At 65.6% G+C, this 17,426-nt stretch carries 14 protein-coding genes; 10 read left to right on the top strand and 4 right to left on the bottom strand.

The window, feature by feature from the left end; all coding sequences use genetic code 11:
- Positions 1 to 362 precede the first annotated feature (362 nt).
- A complete protein-coding gene (locus tag PV766_RS23570) occupies positions 363 to 2,078 on the top strand; it encodes an alpha/beta hydrolase (protein ID WP_421098065.1) in 1,716 nt (571 codons plus the stop codon).
- Between the two features lie 103 nt (positions 2,079 to 2,181).
- Here the strand turns inward: PV766_RS23570 and PV766_RS23575 are convergent, their stop codons facing one another.
- Positions 2,182 to 6,615: an AAA domain-containing protein gene (locus PV766_RS23575; protein WP_421098077.1), complete on the bottom strand. Its 4,434-nt coding sequence runs from the start codon at positions 6,613 to 6,615 to the stop codon at positions 2,182 to 2,184.
- A gap of 214 nt (positions 6,616 to 6,829) precedes the next feature.
- Complete coding sequence (locus tag PV766_RS23580; protein WP_421098066.1) at positions 6,830 to 8,035, bottom strand: Glu/Leu/Phe/Val dehydrogenase dimerization domain-containing protein; 1,206 nt, start codon at positions 8,033 to 8,035, stop codon at positions 6,830 to 6,832.
- Between the two features lie 175 nt (positions 8,036 to 8,210).
- On the opposite strand from PV766_RS23580, the gene PV766_RS23585 reads away from it, so the two are divergent.
- Positions 8,211 to 9,122, top strand: a complete 912-nt coding sequence (locus tag PV766_RS23585; protein ID WP_421098067.1) for a LysR substrate-binding domain-containing protein — start codon at positions 8,211 to 8,213, stop codon at positions 9,120 to 9,122.
- 22 nt (positions 9,123 to 9,144) lie between these two features.
- On the opposite strand, the gene PV766_RS23590 is transcribed toward PV766_RS23585, so the two are convergent.
- A complete protein-coding gene (locus tag PV766_RS23590) occupies positions 9,145 to 11,940 on the bottom strand; it encodes an aconitate hydratase (protein ID WP_421098068.1) in 2,796 nt (931 codons plus the stop codon).
- A gap of 79 nt (positions 11,941 to 12,019) precedes the next feature.
- A complete protein-coding gene (locus PV766_RS23595; RefSeq protein ID WP_254584033.1) occupies positions 12,020 to 12,583 on the bottom strand; it encodes a TetR/AcrR family transcriptional regulator in 564 nt (187 codons plus the stop codon).
- A gap of 53 nt (positions 12,584 to 12,636) precedes the next feature.
- On the opposite strand from PV766_RS23595, the gene PV766_RS23600 reads away from it, so the two are divergent.
- From PV766_RS23600 to PV766_RS23635, 8 genes are all read left to right on the top strand, one after another.
- Positions 12,637 to 13,635, top strand: a complete 999-nt coding sequence (locus PV766_RS23600; protein ID WP_421098069.1) for an alpha/beta fold hydrolase — start codon at positions 12,637 to 12,639, stop codon at positions 13,633 to 13,635.
- Between the two features lie 54 nt (positions 13,636 to 13,689).
- Positions 13,690 to 14,277, top strand: coding sequence for a DUF3558 domain-containing protein (locus PV766_RS23605; RefSeq protein WP_421098070.1), 588 nt, complete (start codon positions 13,690 to 13,692; stop codon positions 14,275 to 14,277).
- Between the two features lie 21 nt (positions 14,278 to 14,298).
- Complete coding sequence (locus tag PV766_RS23610; RefSeq protein ID WP_421098071.1) at positions 14,299 to 14,658, top strand: hypothetical protein; 360 nt, start codon at positions 14,299 to 14,301, stop codon at positions 14,656 to 14,658.
- Between the two features lie 85 nt (positions 14,659 to 14,743).
- Positions 14,744 to 15,334 (top strand): DUF3558 domain-containing protein, encoded by a 591-nt coding sequence (locus tag PV766_RS23615; protein WP_421098072.1) that lies wholly within the window; start codon positions 14,744 to 14,746, stop codon positions 15,332 to 15,334.
- Between the two features lie 21 nt (positions 15,335 to 15,355).
- The gene (locus PV766_RS23620; protein WP_421098073.1) at positions 15,356 to 15,721 is read left to right on the top strand and encodes a hypothetical protein; all 366 of its coding nucleotides are present in this window, start codon (positions 15,356 to 15,358) and stop codon (positions 15,719 to 15,721) included.
- A gap of 85 nt (positions 15,722 to 15,806) precedes the next feature.
- Complete coding sequence (locus PV766_RS23625) at positions 15,807 to 16,397, top strand: DUF3558 domain-containing protein (RefSeq protein ID WP_421098074.1); 591 nt, start codon at positions 15,807 to 15,809, stop codon at positions 16,395 to 16,397.
- Positions 16,398 to 16,479: 82 nt separating this feature from the next.
- On the top strand, positions 16,480 to 16,776 hold the full coding sequence (locus PV766_RS23630) for a hypothetical protein (RefSeq protein ID WP_421098075.1): 297 nt from the start codon (positions 16,480 to 16,482) through the stop codon (positions 16,774 to 16,776).
- 85 nt (positions 16,777 to 16,861) lie between these two features.
- Positions 16,862 to 17,365 (top strand): DUF3558 domain-containing protein, encoded by a 504-nt coding sequence (locus tag PV766_RS23635; protein WP_421098076.1) that lies wholly within the window; start codon positions 16,862 to 16,864, stop codon positions 17,363 to 17,365.
- Positions 17,366 to 17,426 lie beyond the last annotated feature (61 nt).

Consider the following 17,426-nt stretch of genomic DNA (forward strand, 5'->3'; position numbering starts at 1 on the left):
CGAGTTTGAACTAGGATTCAGAGACATATACGAACTCGCTGCTTAATTTCAGTGGCCACTTTAGCGGGAACACTCCACGACAGGGAACCGCACCCCGAACTGACTGTGGCTGATTTGCTACTACTCCCATATACCGCCACCTAAGCCCCCGCCGCTCCGAGCCCTATACGGCCACGCAAGTACTCATCTGGAAACTGATGCAACTTGACTGGCGTCCAAGTACTGGCGGTCTTGTCCGGGGCACGGGCACCTTGCATTTTCAACATCGCACTGGACACCGCTGTATATGGACAGCCGTTCCTCGATGGCACGACGCGCATCCGGTTTGTGGTTCCGGAATCCGTAGCGGTTAACGTCGCATCGTGACCATTTCTCCCACGCCTCTCGAAGCGGGTGAGTCGAGCAAGAAGAACCGACGCCACCTCTCCGTCTTCGGCCTCGACTTCGTCGGTCTCGTCCTCGCCCTGTTCTTCTTCGCGTGGAGCCTGAGCCCCTCACTCATCCCCCGCGAGTGGTATTTCCAGGGTCTGATCAGTGGTGTGACGAGCATCGTCGGCTACGGCATCGGTGTGCTCATCGCCTTTCCCGCGCGGCGATGGATCGCTCCGCGACTCACGTGGCGGCGAGGCCACACTGCTCGGCTCATCGCCGAGGTGCTGGTCGCTCTCGTCGCGGTGGGAACACTTGCGGGAAGTCTGCTCGCCGCGGCGGAATGGCAGAACGAGGTCCGCGCGCTCATGGGCATCGAGACCACGACGGGCTTCGCGTATCTGCGGACCGGTCTGGTGAGCGTCGCAATCTTTGCCGTGCTCCTCTACATCGCACGGGGCTTGCGGTGGGTCGGACGACGCTTCGCGGAGTTCCTCGCGACCCGCCTTCGTGTTCCGGTCGCCGCGGCAGGCATCCTCGCACCGGTGATCCTCGTGCTCGCGGTAGTCGTGTTCGTCGACCAGGTTTTGCTCGCGAGCAGTTCTGCGGCGGCACGTGTCGTCTTCGCCGACGACAACAACAGCACCGACCCAGGCGTGGAACAGCCACAGATTCCCGAGCGGTCCGGCAGCCCGGCGTCGCCGTCGTCGTGGGAGAGCCTCGGTCGTCAGGGACGCACGTTCGTCGCCGGTGGGATGGACGCCGAAGAGCTGACCGAACTGAACGGCGCACCCGCACTCGAACCCATACGGGTATACGCAGGGCTCGAGGCCGGCGGCACCACCGACGAGCAGGTGCAGCTGATCCTCGACGAACTCGACCGCACGAAGGCGTGGGAACGCGAAATCCTCGTGGTCGCCGGCACCACCGGCACCGGCTGGGTGAACCCGTTCGCCGCCGACTCGATCGAGATGATCTACAACGGCAACTCGGCAATCGCAGCGATCCAGTACTCGTTCCTGCCGAGCTGGATCTCCTTCCTCGTCGACGGCTCCGCTGCCAAGGCCGCCGGCAACGCACTGATCAACGGGGTTCACGAACGCTGGTCGCAACTGCCGGAGGACCAGCGCCCGAAGCTCGTGATCTACGGCGAGAGCCTCGGCTCGCAGTCGGCCGAGGCAGCCTTCGACGACCTCTCCGACATGCGCAGCAAGATCGACGGTGCGCTTTTCGTCGGACCGCCGAACTCGAACCAACTGTGGCGCAGCATCGTCGACCATCGGGATCCCGGCAGTCCCGAGGTCCTGCCCGTCTACGAGGACGGCGTCGCGGTGCGGTTCGCCTCCGACCTGCAGACGCTCGAGGACCAGCAGGGACCGTGGGACGAACCTCGGGTCCTGTACCTGCAGCACGCGTCCGATCCAGTGGTGTGGTGGGGACCGGGACTGCTGTTCGAGCGACCCGACTGGCTCGCCGAACCTCCGGGCGCGGATCGCTCACCGTCGATGCGGTGGTATCCGATCGTCACCTTCGCTCAGGTTGCGGCCGACATCATGGTCGGTACGTCGCCGCCCGTCGGCCATGGGCACAATTACGAGGACCTCATCCCCTATGGTTGGGCCGCAGTCACGTCACCCGAGGGGTGGACGTTCGCCGATACCCGACGGATCGCCGATGCTGTCGAGCAGTTGAACGCCTCGGACGAGTAGACGAACACGGCACGCTCACTCACGGTCTGTCAGTTTCGCCGAAAAAGAGCGTGAATAGACGCCTGCACCGTTCCCGGTCGAGAGACGATGCGACCGATTCGTCTCAGTACTCGTCCGTCCCCGCATTCATTCGCGTACCCAGATTGGGGATCTCGTCGACGACCGTTGCATCCGTCCGACCGACAGATTCGACGAACTCGTGCGATTGCCGATCGGTCCGGAACTCGATCGACGGCCGGGACAGTTCGGGCGCAGCAGCATCCACGCAACCGGGCGTAATTCCGCGACGTTCCAGTTCCTCCCACAATCCCGACAGGGCTGCGACCGGATCGAGGTAGTACTCCGATTCCCGGACGCGCCAGAACTTCCAGCCACTGCGGTGCAGTTCACGCTCCCGCTCCAGATCGGCGTTCTGCCGGTCGGGGCTGGTGTGCCACTGCTCGTCGTCGCAGGCGACGGCCAGCTTGCCTGCCGCCCCGGTCACGACGAGATCGATGAAGTGTCCGTTCACCTCGACCCGCGGGTTCACGTGATAGCCGCGAGTAGCGATGTCCAGGAAGACGTCCTGCTGGAAGAGGCTGTCGAACGCCTCGTGCCGCTCGTCGCGCGTCACGCCGGCGGGCATCGGCTCGGCCGGGCGCGGGGACGTAGTCCGCATGTGGGTGAGCAGCGAGTACCGCAGGTCGGTGCGGCGCAGCGTGTCGATCGTCCTCGAGTGGAACAGCCACAGCTGGTCCTGGGCACGCGAGGCCGCCACGTTGAACCGCCGTTGGTATTCGGTCCGCGTCAACGCCGCGATGTTCTGTTCGGGCGCCACGACCATCGACAGGAACACCACGTTCCGTTCGTCGCCCTGGAAGTCCGGGGGCGTGCCGACCCGAAGCCTGCGTTCCTCCCACTGCTCCGGGGTGAGCCGGTCCAGCAGCTCGTTCTGGATGATGTCGACCTGCAGCTGCCCCTGCAGCACCACCACACCGAAGGTCTTGCCGTCGTAGGCGGGATCCTCGACGCACTTCACGAGCGTGTCGACCAGGGCATGTGCCTCGGCGTAGTTCGTCAGCGTCGAGTTCTGGCCGGTGACGGCCGCGTCCTCGACAAGCGTGGTGCGCAACGGCTGCAGACGATCGGAGCCGTACTGCCGCATGGGAACCAACGGGTCGTCGGCGTAGAACTGATCGCTGGACCACGCGATGATCTCCGGCATCGACCGGAAGTGCTCGCGCAACCGGACGATGCTGCCGAACCTCGACCGCAGCAACGAGAACAGGCTGGACCGCGGAGTGAAGCTGTCGCGCAGGTAGTTCGGGATGTCGGGCAGATACGAGTCGAGGCGGCTGAACACCCCGTCGAGCGCACCCAGCGACACCGCACTCGGTGCACACTGCTTGTCGTCGCCGACGATGATCACGCGCGGCGCCAACCACAACAGGAACAGGCTGCTGATGTCGGTCTGGCTCGCTTCGTCGACGATCACGACGTCGAACGAATTCTGTTCGGGCGGAATCGAAGCCAGCACCTGTTGCAGCGGCATCACCCAGGCCGGCACCGCACCCTGTGCGACCTGCATGGCCTCACGCGCGGCCGCTCGATAACGTTCCGCGTAGCGCCCGGTTCCCTTACCGATACTCGCGACGTGATCGCGGTACGAATGGAGCGCCTGCACCTGCTCGGCGGTGGTGCGGTCGAGACACGCGCTCCACGCCTTCTCCTCGACGAGCTCGGTCGTGAGACGCGCGAGGTCCTTCTCGACGGCATCGAGTTCGCGTTCGAACTGCCCGTCGTCGTTTCGCTCCTGGAAGCGCCGCACCCATTCGTCTGCGCGTCGCCACGCCCACGCCTCCTCGACGTCTGCGAGGCGAACCGGCCACGCCAGGCTCAACGGATTCTCGGCGAGGGCCTGCGCGAGCGCGGGTGCAGCGGTGGTCAGGCGCGCATGGAGGGAGACGAGTTCCAGCTCCTCGCGTTGCTCCCCCGCCGCCCGGTCCCACGCATCCAAGGCCGCATTGATGGCGTCGAAGTCGGCGTCGTGGAAGGCCCGTGCCAGCGCGCGTCCTTCGGGCGACGCTCCCCCGGAGATCTGGCTCCGCACGTACATACCGATGGATTCGAGCCAGTTCTTGCTCGCTTCCGCGGTGCCCGCTGCGGCGATGGTCCGTGCCGACTCCGCAGTGGAGCGCGCCTGCTCGATGCTCGTGATCCGCGGCGCACCCGGATGGACCTCGCGCAGTGCCGATTCGACGTCGTGCACACGTGCCACCAGATTGTCGACGATGGCGCGGTCCCGGTCGAGGAATACGAGGGTGCCGACCGCACGACTGCGCGACTCGTCGAGCTCGATATCGATGCCGAGATCGCGGAGCACGACGCGCGCGACCCGGATCGCTTCGAGCGCACGAAGGTGCTCGGCGACGATGCGCGCGGTCTGGGCGGTGGTGGCCGCGACGCCGTCGACGGTCGCGAGTTCACCGAGTGCCTCGACGGCGGATTGCTCGTCGCTGCGCCGGAAGCGGGTGAAACCGCTGCGCCAGGTGTCGCCCGCCTCCAGCTTGCGCGCGAGCGCGTCGTACGCCTCGAAGGCCTGCCGTCCCGTCACGGCGGTCTCCACCGAGCCGGCACCGATGATCCGGTCGGCCTCCTGCGCGGCCTGCACGAGCTCAGCGAGTTCGGCGGTCTTCCCCCACAGATGCTGGGCCCGGCCCGACAGGACGTCGTCGGCGACGCGCTGGATCCGCGCGTCGAGCCGGTCCGCGTCCTCGAGGGCACCCTGCAGCTGCTCGCACAGGTCGCGGATGCGGCCGAGTGCTTCGAGCGACGCACTCTCGAGAACCCGCAGCAGGCCCTGCGTCTCACCGTTGGTGGTGCCGCTCGATGCCTGGGAGACGGCGGCGCACGCGTACTGCAGTTCCCTCTGGGTGGGCAGGGACAGTTCGGGGAAGCGCTGCTGGCGACGGCGCGCGCGCTCGACGCTCGACCGTTGATGCAACGAGTGGAGCGTGACCAGCTCGTCGACGGTCAGCGGTGGGGTGTCGGTGAGCAGAGGCGCCGGCAACCACGCGTACTTGGCTTCGTGCGCGCGGACCCGCCGGACGATCGACGCGGCCGTCCCCTCGTAACCGGCGGCGACGTCGGCGTGGACCTCGGTTTCCTCCGCGCGCGCCTGCCGGATCTGTTCCATCAGCGTCGCGCGACGCTCCAGTGCGTCGTTGCGCTGCGTGGTGAGTTCGTCGATGCGCTCCTGCGCGCGCCGCACGTTGAATTGCGCCTTGCGGATGGCGATTTCGCTGACGCTACGGGTGAGCTCCACCGTGCCGCCGTGCACCGGGTCGGTGACGGCCACGCACAGTTCCTGCAGTTCGGACGGGAGCTTCTCGCGGAGTACACGCAGGGCTTGCGCCTTCTCACTGGTGACCAGCACGCGCTGGCCCCGTGCGAGCAGCGCCGCGACGATGTTGGCGATGGTGTGGGTCTTGCCCGTGCCCGGTGGTCCCTCGACCACGACACCGCTGTCACCGGCGAGCCGGTCGATGATGTCGCGCTGCTCCTCGTTGGCGGGCAGCGGCATCAGCTGCTCCCCGGTGAACTCGGTGGACGGCGTGCCGATGCGGTCGAGCCAGGCGACCCGGTCGTCCGGTTCGATCGCTTCGACGAGCTGCGCCAGCCCGAGCGGTACCGGGTTCGACTCGTCGGCGGCCGCCTCGGTCATGCGGCTGTAGTACTCGATGAGCGCGTGGGCGCCACGCTTGCGCAGCACGAGTACGGGCGACGGTGTCACGAAGGCATCGGACGACGATGCTTCGCCCGGCCGCTCGACGACGTCGACCGGCACGGTGAGCGCCCGCTCGGTCCAGCTCTTCAGGAACGCGCGGGCCGCGGGGTCGAGAGGCGAGGCGACCTGGGTGACGAGGGAATCGTGCAATTCGCGGACGCTCGTCGGGTCGAAGACCTCCAGTCCGGTGAGGAGCTGGACGTCTTCCAGCGACGGCCCGGCGTTGGGACTCAGCCGGACCACCAGGTCGCCGGAGTCGCCCTGTCGCTCGATGAGCGCGGTCTGCGTGATCAGGTGCGTGTGGACCCGCGCGCCCGCAATACCCTCGGAGAGGTGCAGCAACCCGGACGCGACGACGAGCTCCAGCGATTCGGGCTGGTCCTCGAGATCGAGCATGGCTCGCTGCAGGAAGCTGTACAGATGCGAGGCGGCCTGCCGCTCGCGGTCGACGATCGCCCACGACCGCCAGTCCGCCAGCCAGGCGTCGAGACCGTCGATACCGATGGCCTGCGGGTCGAGTTCGGGCTCGACGGCGGACTCCGCGATGTCTCCGTGCACGTATTTCGCGAGTTCGGCGGGCGGACTCGGCGGTTCTTCGAGCCGAGCGCGACGCGCACGCAGGATGATGTCGCCCGATGCGGCATGGGGCCGCAGCCCGGCTCTGATGTTTCCCTCCTCGAGGGACATCACGGCGCGGTGTTTGTCGACGACGCGGACGGGCGCGCTGCGGGCCTTGACGAGCTCGGCAAGGAAGGCGAGCAGACGTTGCACGCGATCCCTCAGCTGGGGTTCGCTCTCGCCTGACTCCACGCGCTCTCCACTCACCCTTGCGGACGTCCTTCCGCCCGTCCACGGGGACGGGTATGTCCACCTTAGAAGTCTTGATCGACATGCGCGTTTCCGGACCCGGACGACGCCGGCCGTCGTTTCCGTCGATCCTCGTCGTCGAGGCTCTGACCTGCGGTAACAGGATGAGCTGGAAGGGTCAGGGGATGGTGATGGTGCGCGAGGCCGTCGGCGCGTGGTTGGTCGCGCCGAGTTGGCGTGCCGTCTGCCGCGGCGGCACCCGATCCAGCGCCCAGCGTTCGACCAGCAGCGTGATCTTGGTCGGCATCTCGGTACGCAGGCGCCGGAGCGACTCCTCCGGGTCGGTTCCCACCCACCCGAGCAACACCCACCACGCCCACGCGACCGCACCGGCGTTGGCCACGAAGTCCGGGATCACCGGGATGCCGCGGCCGGCGAGCACGGCTTCGGCGTCGGGCGTCGTCGCGGAGTTCGCGGCCTCGATGACGACCCGCCCGGCGACCCGGCCGACGTTCTCCGCCGTGATGGCGTAAGAGATGGCGGCGGGGACGAAGATGTCGGCGGGAATGCCGATCACCGCGTCGCGGGGCAGTTGCTCGACGTCCGACGGGACGCGGGAGCGGTCGATCTCCCCGTACTCGTCGCGGAGGTCGAGCAGTGCCGGGATGTCTAGTCCGTCAACGCAATACAGTGTTCCTGCGGCATCGGCGACGGCGGTCACGCGCATGCCCGCTTCGTGCAGATACCAGGCGGCGCCGCCACCCATCGTGCCGATTCCCTGGATCGCGACGGTGGTCTCGACCGGTGCCCAGCGGTATGCGTTCGCGGTGGCGATGCAGGCCTGCGCGACGCCGTAACCACCGATCACGTCGCCCAGCAGGAAACCGCCGTCGACCGGCGCGTTCAGGGACATCCGCACCCGGTCCAGGGTGATCGCCGGATCCGCCGCGCGGCAGATCGCGGCATGGAACGACTGGTGCAGGCCAAGCCGCTCGAAGACCTCGTCGAGAAGATGCTGGGGAACACCCAGGTCCTCGGCCGTGACCCAATGCGCGTTCAGCCACGGACGCATCGCCTGGCAGAACCGCTGCAGCACGCCGACGGCACGGGGATCCTTCGGGTCGAAGTCGATCCCGCCCTTCGCGCCGCCCACCGGCAGGTCGAACACCGCGGTCTTGGCCGCCATTCCTCGCGCCAGATCCTCGACCTCCGACATCGTGCACGCGGCCCGCATGCGTGTGCCGCCGGTCGCCATATCACCCACCAGGGTGTGGACGACGAGATAGCCGTGCGCACCCGTCACCGGGTCCGTCCAGATCAGGCGCATGAAAGGTTCGTCCTGGCGGGTGTCCACCGCGTCGACGCGTGCTGCCATCGTGGTCATGTGCGGTCCCCCGTTCGTCAGAGTCGTCGCTACGGCGATTCGGCCGGTGACGCCAGCGTGCCCGGGGGTAGCGCGGAGCGTCCAGTTACGAAACTCGAAGGTGAGAGTTCACGATTTCTACACAGCGCGATGTCGCAGCGGTTGCGAGCCTGTGCGCGTTACCTACGCTGACGACATGGAGCTGTCGCTGCGCCGGTTACGGATGCTTCGAGAACTGCATCGCCGTGGCACCGTGACGGCCGCCGCGCTCGCCCTGCACTACACCACCTCGGCGGTCTCGCAACAGCTCACCCAACTCGAACGGGATGTCGGCGCAAGGCTTTTCGAACGCCGGGGGCGTCGGGTCCAGTTGACGGAGGCGGGCGTGCTGCTCGCCGAGCATGCCGAAGAGATCCTGCAGTCGGTGGAGCGCGCGACGACCGCACTCGAACAGACCCGCGACGGTGTCACCGCGCGCCTCACAGCCGGCGTGTGGGCGTCCGTCGCGTCCACGCTGATACCCACTGCACTGGCGCTGCTGGCCGCCGAACACCCCGGCATCGAGGTCCGGACGCGAGAGCTCACGCCCGAAGAGACCGCCGACGCCGTCCGCGACGGTTCCCTCGACTTCTCCTTCGTCATCGAATACTCCGGCTACCCGATGCTGTGGGATCCGGAGCTGACGAGGGTGGTGATCGCGGTCGAGCGACTGCACGCCGCGGTGCCACCCGGAACGGTGCCGGCAGGCACCATCGCACTCGCCGACCTCGCCGAGCATCCCTGGGTTCTCGCTGGGCCCCACTCTCATTTCGGTCGCGCGGTGAGCCTCGCGTGTCAGCGTGCGGGGTTCGAGCCCAGGATCAACCACGAAGTCGGCGAGCAGGCGACAGCGTTGTCGATGGTCGCCGCGGGGCTGGGCGTCACCCTCGTCTCCGATCTCGGATTGACGTTGAGCCCACCCGGAGTCGAGGTGGTGGCGTTGACCGAACCGCTCATTCGCACGATCTCCATCGCCCATCGCGGGATCGCTGCGGAACGGCCCCCGCTGCGGCTGGTCATCGACGCCGTACGCACCGCCGCAGCGGAAAGGGGGCTCGCGGCCCAGTAGCCACGAGCCCCCGCTTCTGTTGTCACTGCGCGAGCTGGCGCAGCACGTACTTCAGGATTCCGCCGTGCCGGAAGTACTCGGCCTCGGCGGGGGTGTCGATGCGCACCGTCGCGTCGAACTCCGTATCCCCCGCCTTCACGTGCACGGTCTCGGGAATCCCGTTGCCGCCCTCCAGACCGGTGATGGTGAACTCCTCCTCCCCCGTCAGGCCGAGGCTCTGCGCCGACTCGCCCTCCGGGAACTGCAGCGGCAGCACGCCCATGCCGATGAGATTGGAGCGGTGGATGCGCTCGTACGATTGCGCGATCACCGCGCGCACACCCAGCAGCAGCGTGCCCTTCGCCGCCCAGTCACGCGACGAACCCGACCCGTACTCCGCGCCCGCGAGCACGACCAGCGGTGTGCCGTCCTCCGCGTACTTCTGCGCGGCGTCGTAGATGCTCATCTGCTCGCCGGTCGGCAGATACCGGGTGACGCCTCCCTCGACGTCCGGCACGAGCTGGTTGCGCAGCCGGATGTTGGCGAAGGTGCCGCGGATCATCACCTCGTGGTTGCCCCGTCGCGAACCGTAGGAGTTGAAGTCGGCCTGGTCGACGCCGTGCTCCTGCAGGTAGCGACCGGCGGGGCTGTCCCGTCGGATCGACCCGGCCGGCGAGATGTGGTCGGTGGTCACCGAATCGCCGAGCAGCGCGAGCACCCGCGCGCCCTCGATGTCGCGCAGCGGGTCGGGCTCCGACGACATGCCCTCGAAATACGGAGGTCGCCGCACGTACGTCGACTCGTCCTTCCACTCGAACACCTCACTGCCGGGCACGTCGAGATTCCGCCACGTCTCGTCACCGGTGTAGACGTCCTGGTAGCCGGTCTCGAACATCTCCGCGCGCACCGCGTCGTCGATGACCTCCTGGATCTCCTGCGTGGTGGGCCAGATGTCGCGCAGGTAGACCTCGTTGCCCTCGGTGTCGGTGCCGAGCGGGTCCTTGAAGAGGTCGACGAGCATCGAGCCGGCCAGCGCATACGCGATCACCAGCGGCGGCGACGCGAGGAAATTCATCTTCGTCTGCGGATGGATGCGTCCCTCGAAGTTGCGGTTGCCCGACAACACGGCCGAGACGTTGACGTCGTGCTCGTCGATCGCGGCGGCGATCTCGTCGGGAAGCGGGCCGGAATTGCCGATGCAGGTCGTGCAGCCGTAGCCGACGAGATTGAACCCCAGCTTGTCGAGATACGGTGTCAGACCCGAACGTTCGTAGTAGTCGGTGACGATCCGCGACCCCGGAGCCAGCGTGGTCTTCACCCACGGCTTGCTCCGCAGCCCCTTCTCGACGGCCTTCTTGGCGAGCAGCGCCGCGCCGATCATCACCGACGGGTTCGACGTGTTCGTGCACGACGTGATCGCCGCGATCACCACGTGGCCGTTGTCGAGTTCGAACTCGTCGCCGTCGCCGATCCGCACCGGGACCTTCTTCGACGGCGGCGCCGAGGTATCGGCATCGTCGGGTACGGGCTCGCGCGGCTCGTCGCGGGAGTCCTCGCTGCGCACCGACACCGGGTCGCTGGCAGGGAACGATTCGAGCACGCCCTCGTCGACACCCGAATCCTGGACGCGGGAGACGACGTCGGGCACCTCCTCACCGTTGAGCAGCGAGGTCACGGCCTTGGGCGTGAGCGCGACCGGAATGCGGTCCTGCGGTCGCTTCGGGCCGGCGACGGACGGGCGGACCTTCGCCAGATCGAGTTCGACGACCTCGCTGTACTCGGGCTCGCGATCCGGGTCGTGCCACAGACCCTGTTCCTTCACATACGCCTCGACGAGGCGGATCTGCCGGTCGTCGCGGCCGGTGAGGCGCAGGTAGTCGAGGGTGACGTCGTCGATCGGGAAGATCGAGATCGTCGAGCCGTACTCGGGGCTCATGTTGCCGATGGTCGCGCGGTTGGCGAGCGGCACGTTGGCCACGCCGGGACCGAAGAACTCGACGAACTTGCCGACCACGCCTGTCTTGCGGAGCATCTCGGCGACGGTGAGCACGAGGTCGGTCGCCGTCGTGCCTTCCGTCAGCTCGCCGGTGAGCTTGAAGCCGACGACCTGCGGGATCAACATCGACGCGGGCTGGCCCAGCATCGCCGCTTCGGCTTCGATACCACCGACACCCCAGCCGACCACGCCGAGGCCGTTGACCATGGGGGTGTGCGAGTCGGTGCCGACGAGCGAATCGGGATAGGCGACGAGCCCGCCGTCCCCGTCCTCCCGCGTGAAGACGACGCGGGCCAGGTACTCGAGGTTCACCTGATGGCAGATGCCGGTGCCGGGCGGAACCACCTTGAAATCGTCGAAGGCACCCTGCGCCCAGCGCAGCAGCTCGTAGCGTTCACGATTGCGCTGGAACTCGAGATCGGTGTTGACCCGGAAGGCGTCCTCGGTGCCGAAGACATCGGCGATCACCGAATGGTCGATGACCAGTTCGGTGGGGATCAGCGGGTTGATGCGCTTCGGGTCGCCACCCTGCTGGGTCATGGCGTCGCGCATGGCGACGAGGTCCACGACGCACGGCACGCCGGTGAAGTCCTGCATGAGAACGCGTGCCGGGGAGAACTGGATCTCCGGGTTGTGCGTCGACTTCGGATCCCAACCCGCGACGGCCTCGATCTGCTCCCGGGTGACCAATCGCCCGTCCTCGGTGCGCAGCAGGTTCTCCAGCAGGACCTTGAGACTGTAGGGCAATCGCTCCGAGCCCGGGACCTTGTCGATGCGATAGATGCGATAGTCGGTGTCGTCGACCTTCAGGGTGTCGCGCGTGCCGAAACTGTCGTCACTCATGAACGTGCCTCCCGACTGCGATGTTTCCGGTGGTTACCCGGATGGGTAGCCCATTCCGCCGCGCGGCAATCACGTGAGTTCAGCTGGTGGTGCGTGCGACCTCGTCGGTGATGAGAGCGATGCCGTCGGGCGATTCCGTGACGCCGACCAGGACGGCCTGTGTGATGCCGTTGCCGAGTGCGACGAGGCGTAGGGCTTCCGTTCGCGCTTTGTCGGGTGGCATGCCCAGTTCTTCGAGGAGTCGCCGGGCCTCCTCTGTTGTGCCTTTTGTCGACTCTTCCAGGAACGCACGGATCCAGGGGTCGCTCGCGGACTTGGCGAGGTAGGCATACCAGACGGACACCCCGAGACGTCCGGCTTCGTCCGTCGGTACAGGTTGAGCGAGAAGCGCGACGAGCGCTGCCTGCGGATCGGATTCTGCTCGTTCGTAGCGCTTTTCGGCCTCGGCGACCATGAATTCGGCGCCCGTACGGATGAGGTGTTCCTTGGAATCGAAGTAGTGCTGGATACGGCCGATCGACACTCCCCCGGCGGCCGCCACCGCCTGGAAGGTCACGCCGTCGATTCCTCGCTCGTGGATGACCGCCCACAGCGCGTACACGATCTCCCTACGGCGTTGCGCATGGTCGACGACTCTCGGCATGATCCCAAGATACAATATGAACATATTGCAACGTCGACGATCAGAGGCTCCCGATGACCCAGCGCACTCGATCGAACAGATTCATTCGACGCGCCGGCACGGCGCTGGTCGCGATACTCGCAGCCGCCGGCCTGGTCGCCGCCTATCAGTTCTTCTTCGGCGCGCCGGGAGTCGGCCACTTCCGCAGTGATTCCGGTCGGGCCGGTTACGTCGCTGCCCACGAGAGAGCGATGTCTGCGCTGCCGCCACCTTCTGCAGTTCACGACGTTCCTACTCGGTTCGGCACGGTCCGCGTCTACGAATGGACGTCGCCTCGGACGGTCGACTCGGTGCCCGTCGTTCTCGTCCCGGGCCGCGCGTCGGGTGTGCCGATGTGGGGCGAGAACCTTCCGGGCTTCCTCCCCGAGCACCGCGTTCTCGCGTTCGATGCTCTCGGCGACGCAGGCTTGTCCGTCCAGGCGGCACCTCTGACCTCCACGGACGACCAGGCGCTGTGGATCGACGACACGCTCTCAGGTCTCGGAGTGGAGACCGCTCATGTCGTCGGACATTCCTTCGGCGGGGCGAGCGCAGCGTCCTACGCGAAGCAGTTCCCCGAGAAAGTCCGGTCGCTGACGCTCCTCGAGCCTGTGTTCACCTTCGGCTATCCCCCTGCCCGAATGTTGTTCTGGGCGTCGGTGTCGACACTGCCGGGCCTTCCGACCGATTGGCGGGACACGGCACTCGCGAAGGTCGGGGGTGTCGACGACTACGACTCCGATGACGCCATGGCGACGATGATCTCGGAGGGTTCGGAGCATTTCTCCGCCGCACTACCGACCCCGTCGCCCCTGAGCGACGACGAGCTTGCGGCTTTGGTTATGCCCACCTATGTCGCTATCGCGGAGCGTGATTCACTCGTCGGAAGCGAGAAAGCAGCCGATCGAGCACGGCAACTCGCTGATGCCGAGGTTCTAATCTTTCCCGACACGACGCACTCGCTCCCCATGCAGGCAAAAGATCGACTGAACTCGGAACTACCCGAGTTCTGGCGCGGGGTCGAGCAGGGCTGACGCGGTAGCGGAGCGGTTGTGTTAGCGTCTGCCCGACAATCGATCGGGGGTCGCATGGGCAGGTGGGGAATCGTCACGCTCGCAGCAGTCGCGGCAGTCGCGACGGCCTGCAGTCCGAGCGCCGCGGACGATGCCACAGGAGACGAGACGACGACGTCGACCACCCGCACCCCGCGCATCACCGACGACTCCGATCGTCCGCCCGTCACCTTCGACCCCTGCTACGACATCCCCGACGACGTCATGAACGCAGCCGGGTACGACGCGGCGAAGAAGGAAGTCGCGGACTACCCGATGGGTACCTACACGTTCCTCGGTTGTACGTACCGAAAGGATGACCACGTCCCGGGAGTCCGGCGCGGGTACAACCTCAGCATCCTGTCCGGGAATGTGACCCTCGACGAAGAACTCGCGAAGAAGGGCGCCACAGCGACCGAAACGACTATCAACGGGCGCGGTGCGTTACTCGAAGTGGACCCGGATTCTGACGGCACGTGCACGTTCGTCCTACAGGCGAACTTCGGAATCGTGAGTCTTATCAGAACCTACAACAAGGACCATCCAGGCCCCGTACCAGAGACCGAGCGGTGCTTCGACATGGAGGGTCTCGTTTCTTCGATCGAGCCTTTGCTCGATACCTAGACTTCTAACTACGGAGGTGCCGTGTCCGAGTTCGTGAGACTGGAAACTGACGTCCTCGACGAAATCGTGCGCATATGTAACGTAATGCTGACCGAGTTCGACGAGTCGAAACTCTCCGCCGAAGGCCTCTTGTTCGTCGATGGTTTCGGCGACTTCGATTCCGCTCAGCAATTGGCTGCCGGCTATCGACGCAAAGCCGCAGGCACACCGGAGTCGGCCAGAGAACGGATGCAGCAGTTCATCGATGCCCTCACCCACCTCCGCGACGCCTTCGCCACCGGCGGAGCAGCCTTCCTCGACACCGAATCCGACTGGGCCCGCCAACTCGCCGCCACCGACCCCGACAGCGGAGCGCCAAATAGTCATCAGGGCGCGCAATAACGCGCACCTCTGACCACTTCGCGCTCCGAAGCACCACCTCGGGCTGTTGTGTTAGCGTCTGCCCGACAATCGATCGGGGGGTCGCATGGGCAGGTGGGGCATCGTTGCGCTCGCAGCACTGGCTGTCATGGGGACGGCGTGCAGTCCGGGTTCAGCTGATGATGTCGCTGTAGGCGACGAAACCGCCACCACGACAACCCGAACCCCGCGCATCACCGACGACTCCGGCCGCCCGCCAGTCACCTTCGACCCCTGCTACGACATAACCGACGACGTCATGAACGCGGCCGGGTACGACGCGGCCAAGAAAGAAATCGCGGACATGCCGATGGGGACGTACACCTACCTGGGGTGCCGATACAAAGGCACTGTCAAGATCCCGGGGGTGCTCGCTCGCTACGACCTCACTTTGTTGTCAGGAAACGTGTCTCTCGACGAGCAGCTTGCGGAGAATCCGACCGGAGCGACACCGACGACCATCAACGGTCGCCCTGCTGCGATGAGGGTCGATCCCGATCGAAGCCTCACATGCAGCTACCTGTTGCAAACAAGTTTCGGGGTCGTCATCTTGAACAGGCTTTACCACCCGGATTATCCCGGGGGCCCGCCGATCGAAGAGTGGTGCACCGACTTCGAGGAGTTGGTGTCTTCGATCGAGCCGTATGTCACCGATTGAACTGTCGAATCGTCAGGAGAGATGATGTCGTCGCCCTTCGTGCGGCTCGAACCGGGTGTGGTCGCGGAGATACTTCGAATCTGCGAGGTGATGCTGGATGAACTCCGAGAGTCCAAGACGCTCGCTGACGGACTCTACGACGCGCGTGGATTCGGAGATTTCGAGTCCGCCAAACAACTTGCTGCGGGCTATCGCCGCAAAGGCGCTGGAACGCCACAATCAGCGAGCGAACGCATGCAGCAGTTCATCGATGCCCTCACCCACCTCCGCGACGCCTTCGCCACCGGCGGGGAAGCTTTCCTCGACACCGAATCCGACTGGGCCCGCCAACTCGCCATCACCGACCCCGACAACGGAGCGCCAAATAGTCATCAGGGCGCGCAATAACGCGCACCTCTGACCACTTCGCGCTCCGAAGCACCACCTCGGGCTGTTGTGTTAGCGTCTGCCCGACAATCGATCGGGGGGTCGCATGGGCAGGTGGGGCATCGTTGCGCTCGCAGCACTGGCTGTCATGGGGACGGCGTGCAGTCCGGGTTCAGCTGATGATGTCGCTGTAGGCGACGAAACTGCCACCACGACAACCCGAACCCCGCGCATCACCGACGACTCCGGCCGCCCGCCCGTCGCTTTCGATCCCTGTTACGACATCCCCGATGACGTCATGAACGCAGCCGGGTACGACGCGGCGAAGAAAGAGCTTGCGGATTATCCGATGGGTACCTACACGTTCCTCGGATGCTCGTATCGTAAGGACGACTTCGTTCCGGGAGTCCGACGTGGCTTCAACCTGAGCATTCTGTCGGGAAATGTTTCCTTCGATGAGGAACTTGCGAAGAACGGCCATATCGCGACTGAAACCTCGATCAACGGACGCCGGGCACTCCTTGAAGTCGATTCGAGCGACCGGGACGCATGCGCGTATGCCCTAGAGACTGACTTCGGAATTGCTATCTTCAGCCGTCTGTACAACGCAGATCATGTGGGGCCAGCGCCTCAGAGTGAATGGTGTTTGGGCATGAAAGAACTCGTTATAGAGATCGAACCATTCATCGCAAAGTAGTCAACGTACGGGAGGAACATTGGCCGACTACGCACGGCTTGAACCTGAAGTACTCACGGAAATCCTCAGAATCTGCGGAGTCATGATCTCCGAGATGGAAGCTGCACGAAAGAACGCCAACAACCTCACAAGAACCGATGGTTTCGGCGAATTCGAATCGGCCCAGCAACTCGCCGCGGGATACCGACGGAAGGCTGCGGGCACTCCGGAATCGGCGAAGGAACGCGTCGAGCAGTTCATCGATGCCCTCCTCCAACTCCGCGACGCCTTCGCCACCGGCGGAGCAGCCTTCCTCGACACCGAATCCGACTGGGCCCGCCAACTCGCCATCACCGACCCCGACAACGGAGCGGGAAACGGTCATCAGGGCGCGCAATAACGCGCACCTCTGACCATTTCGCGCTCCGGAGCAGTGCCCGGGACGGTTGTGTTAGCGTCTGCCCGACAATCGATCGGGGGGTCGCATGGGCAGGTGGGGCATCGTTGCGCTCGCAGCACTGGCTGTCATGGGGACGGCGTGCAGCCCGGGTTCAGCGGACGACGCCGCTGTAGGCGACGAAACCGCCACCACGACAACCCGAACCCCGCGCATCACCGACGACTCCGGCCGACCACCAGTCACCTTCGACCCCTGCTACGACATACCCGACGACGTCATGAACGCGGCCGGGTACGACGCGGCGAAGAAAGAAATCGCGGACATGCCGATGGGGACGCATACCTTCCTCGGCTGCGCTTACGACAAACGGGACCACATCCCAGGCGTGCGCCGTGGCTACGGGCTCAACATCTTGTCCGGGAACGTCACCTTCGAGGAAGAGCGCGCAAAGAACGGGCATATGGCGACGGAAACGAGCATAGGCGGGCGTCGAGCTCTCCTAGAAATCAACCCTGCAGATAGGAATACGTGTGCCTACGTTCTGCAGACTGACTTCGGACTCGTCATCGTTAGCTGTTGCGGGTCATGACGTTGTAGACACCACCAGGGGCTGACGAAGGCGGACGGGCCTTCCGACGGCAGGATGGGAA

Source organism: Rhodococcus sp. As11, assembly GCF_048957735.1.
GTDB classification, from domain to species: domain Bacteria; phylum Actinomycetota; class Actinomycetes; order Mycobacteriales; family Mycobacteriaceae; genus Rhodococcus; species Rhodococcus gordoniae.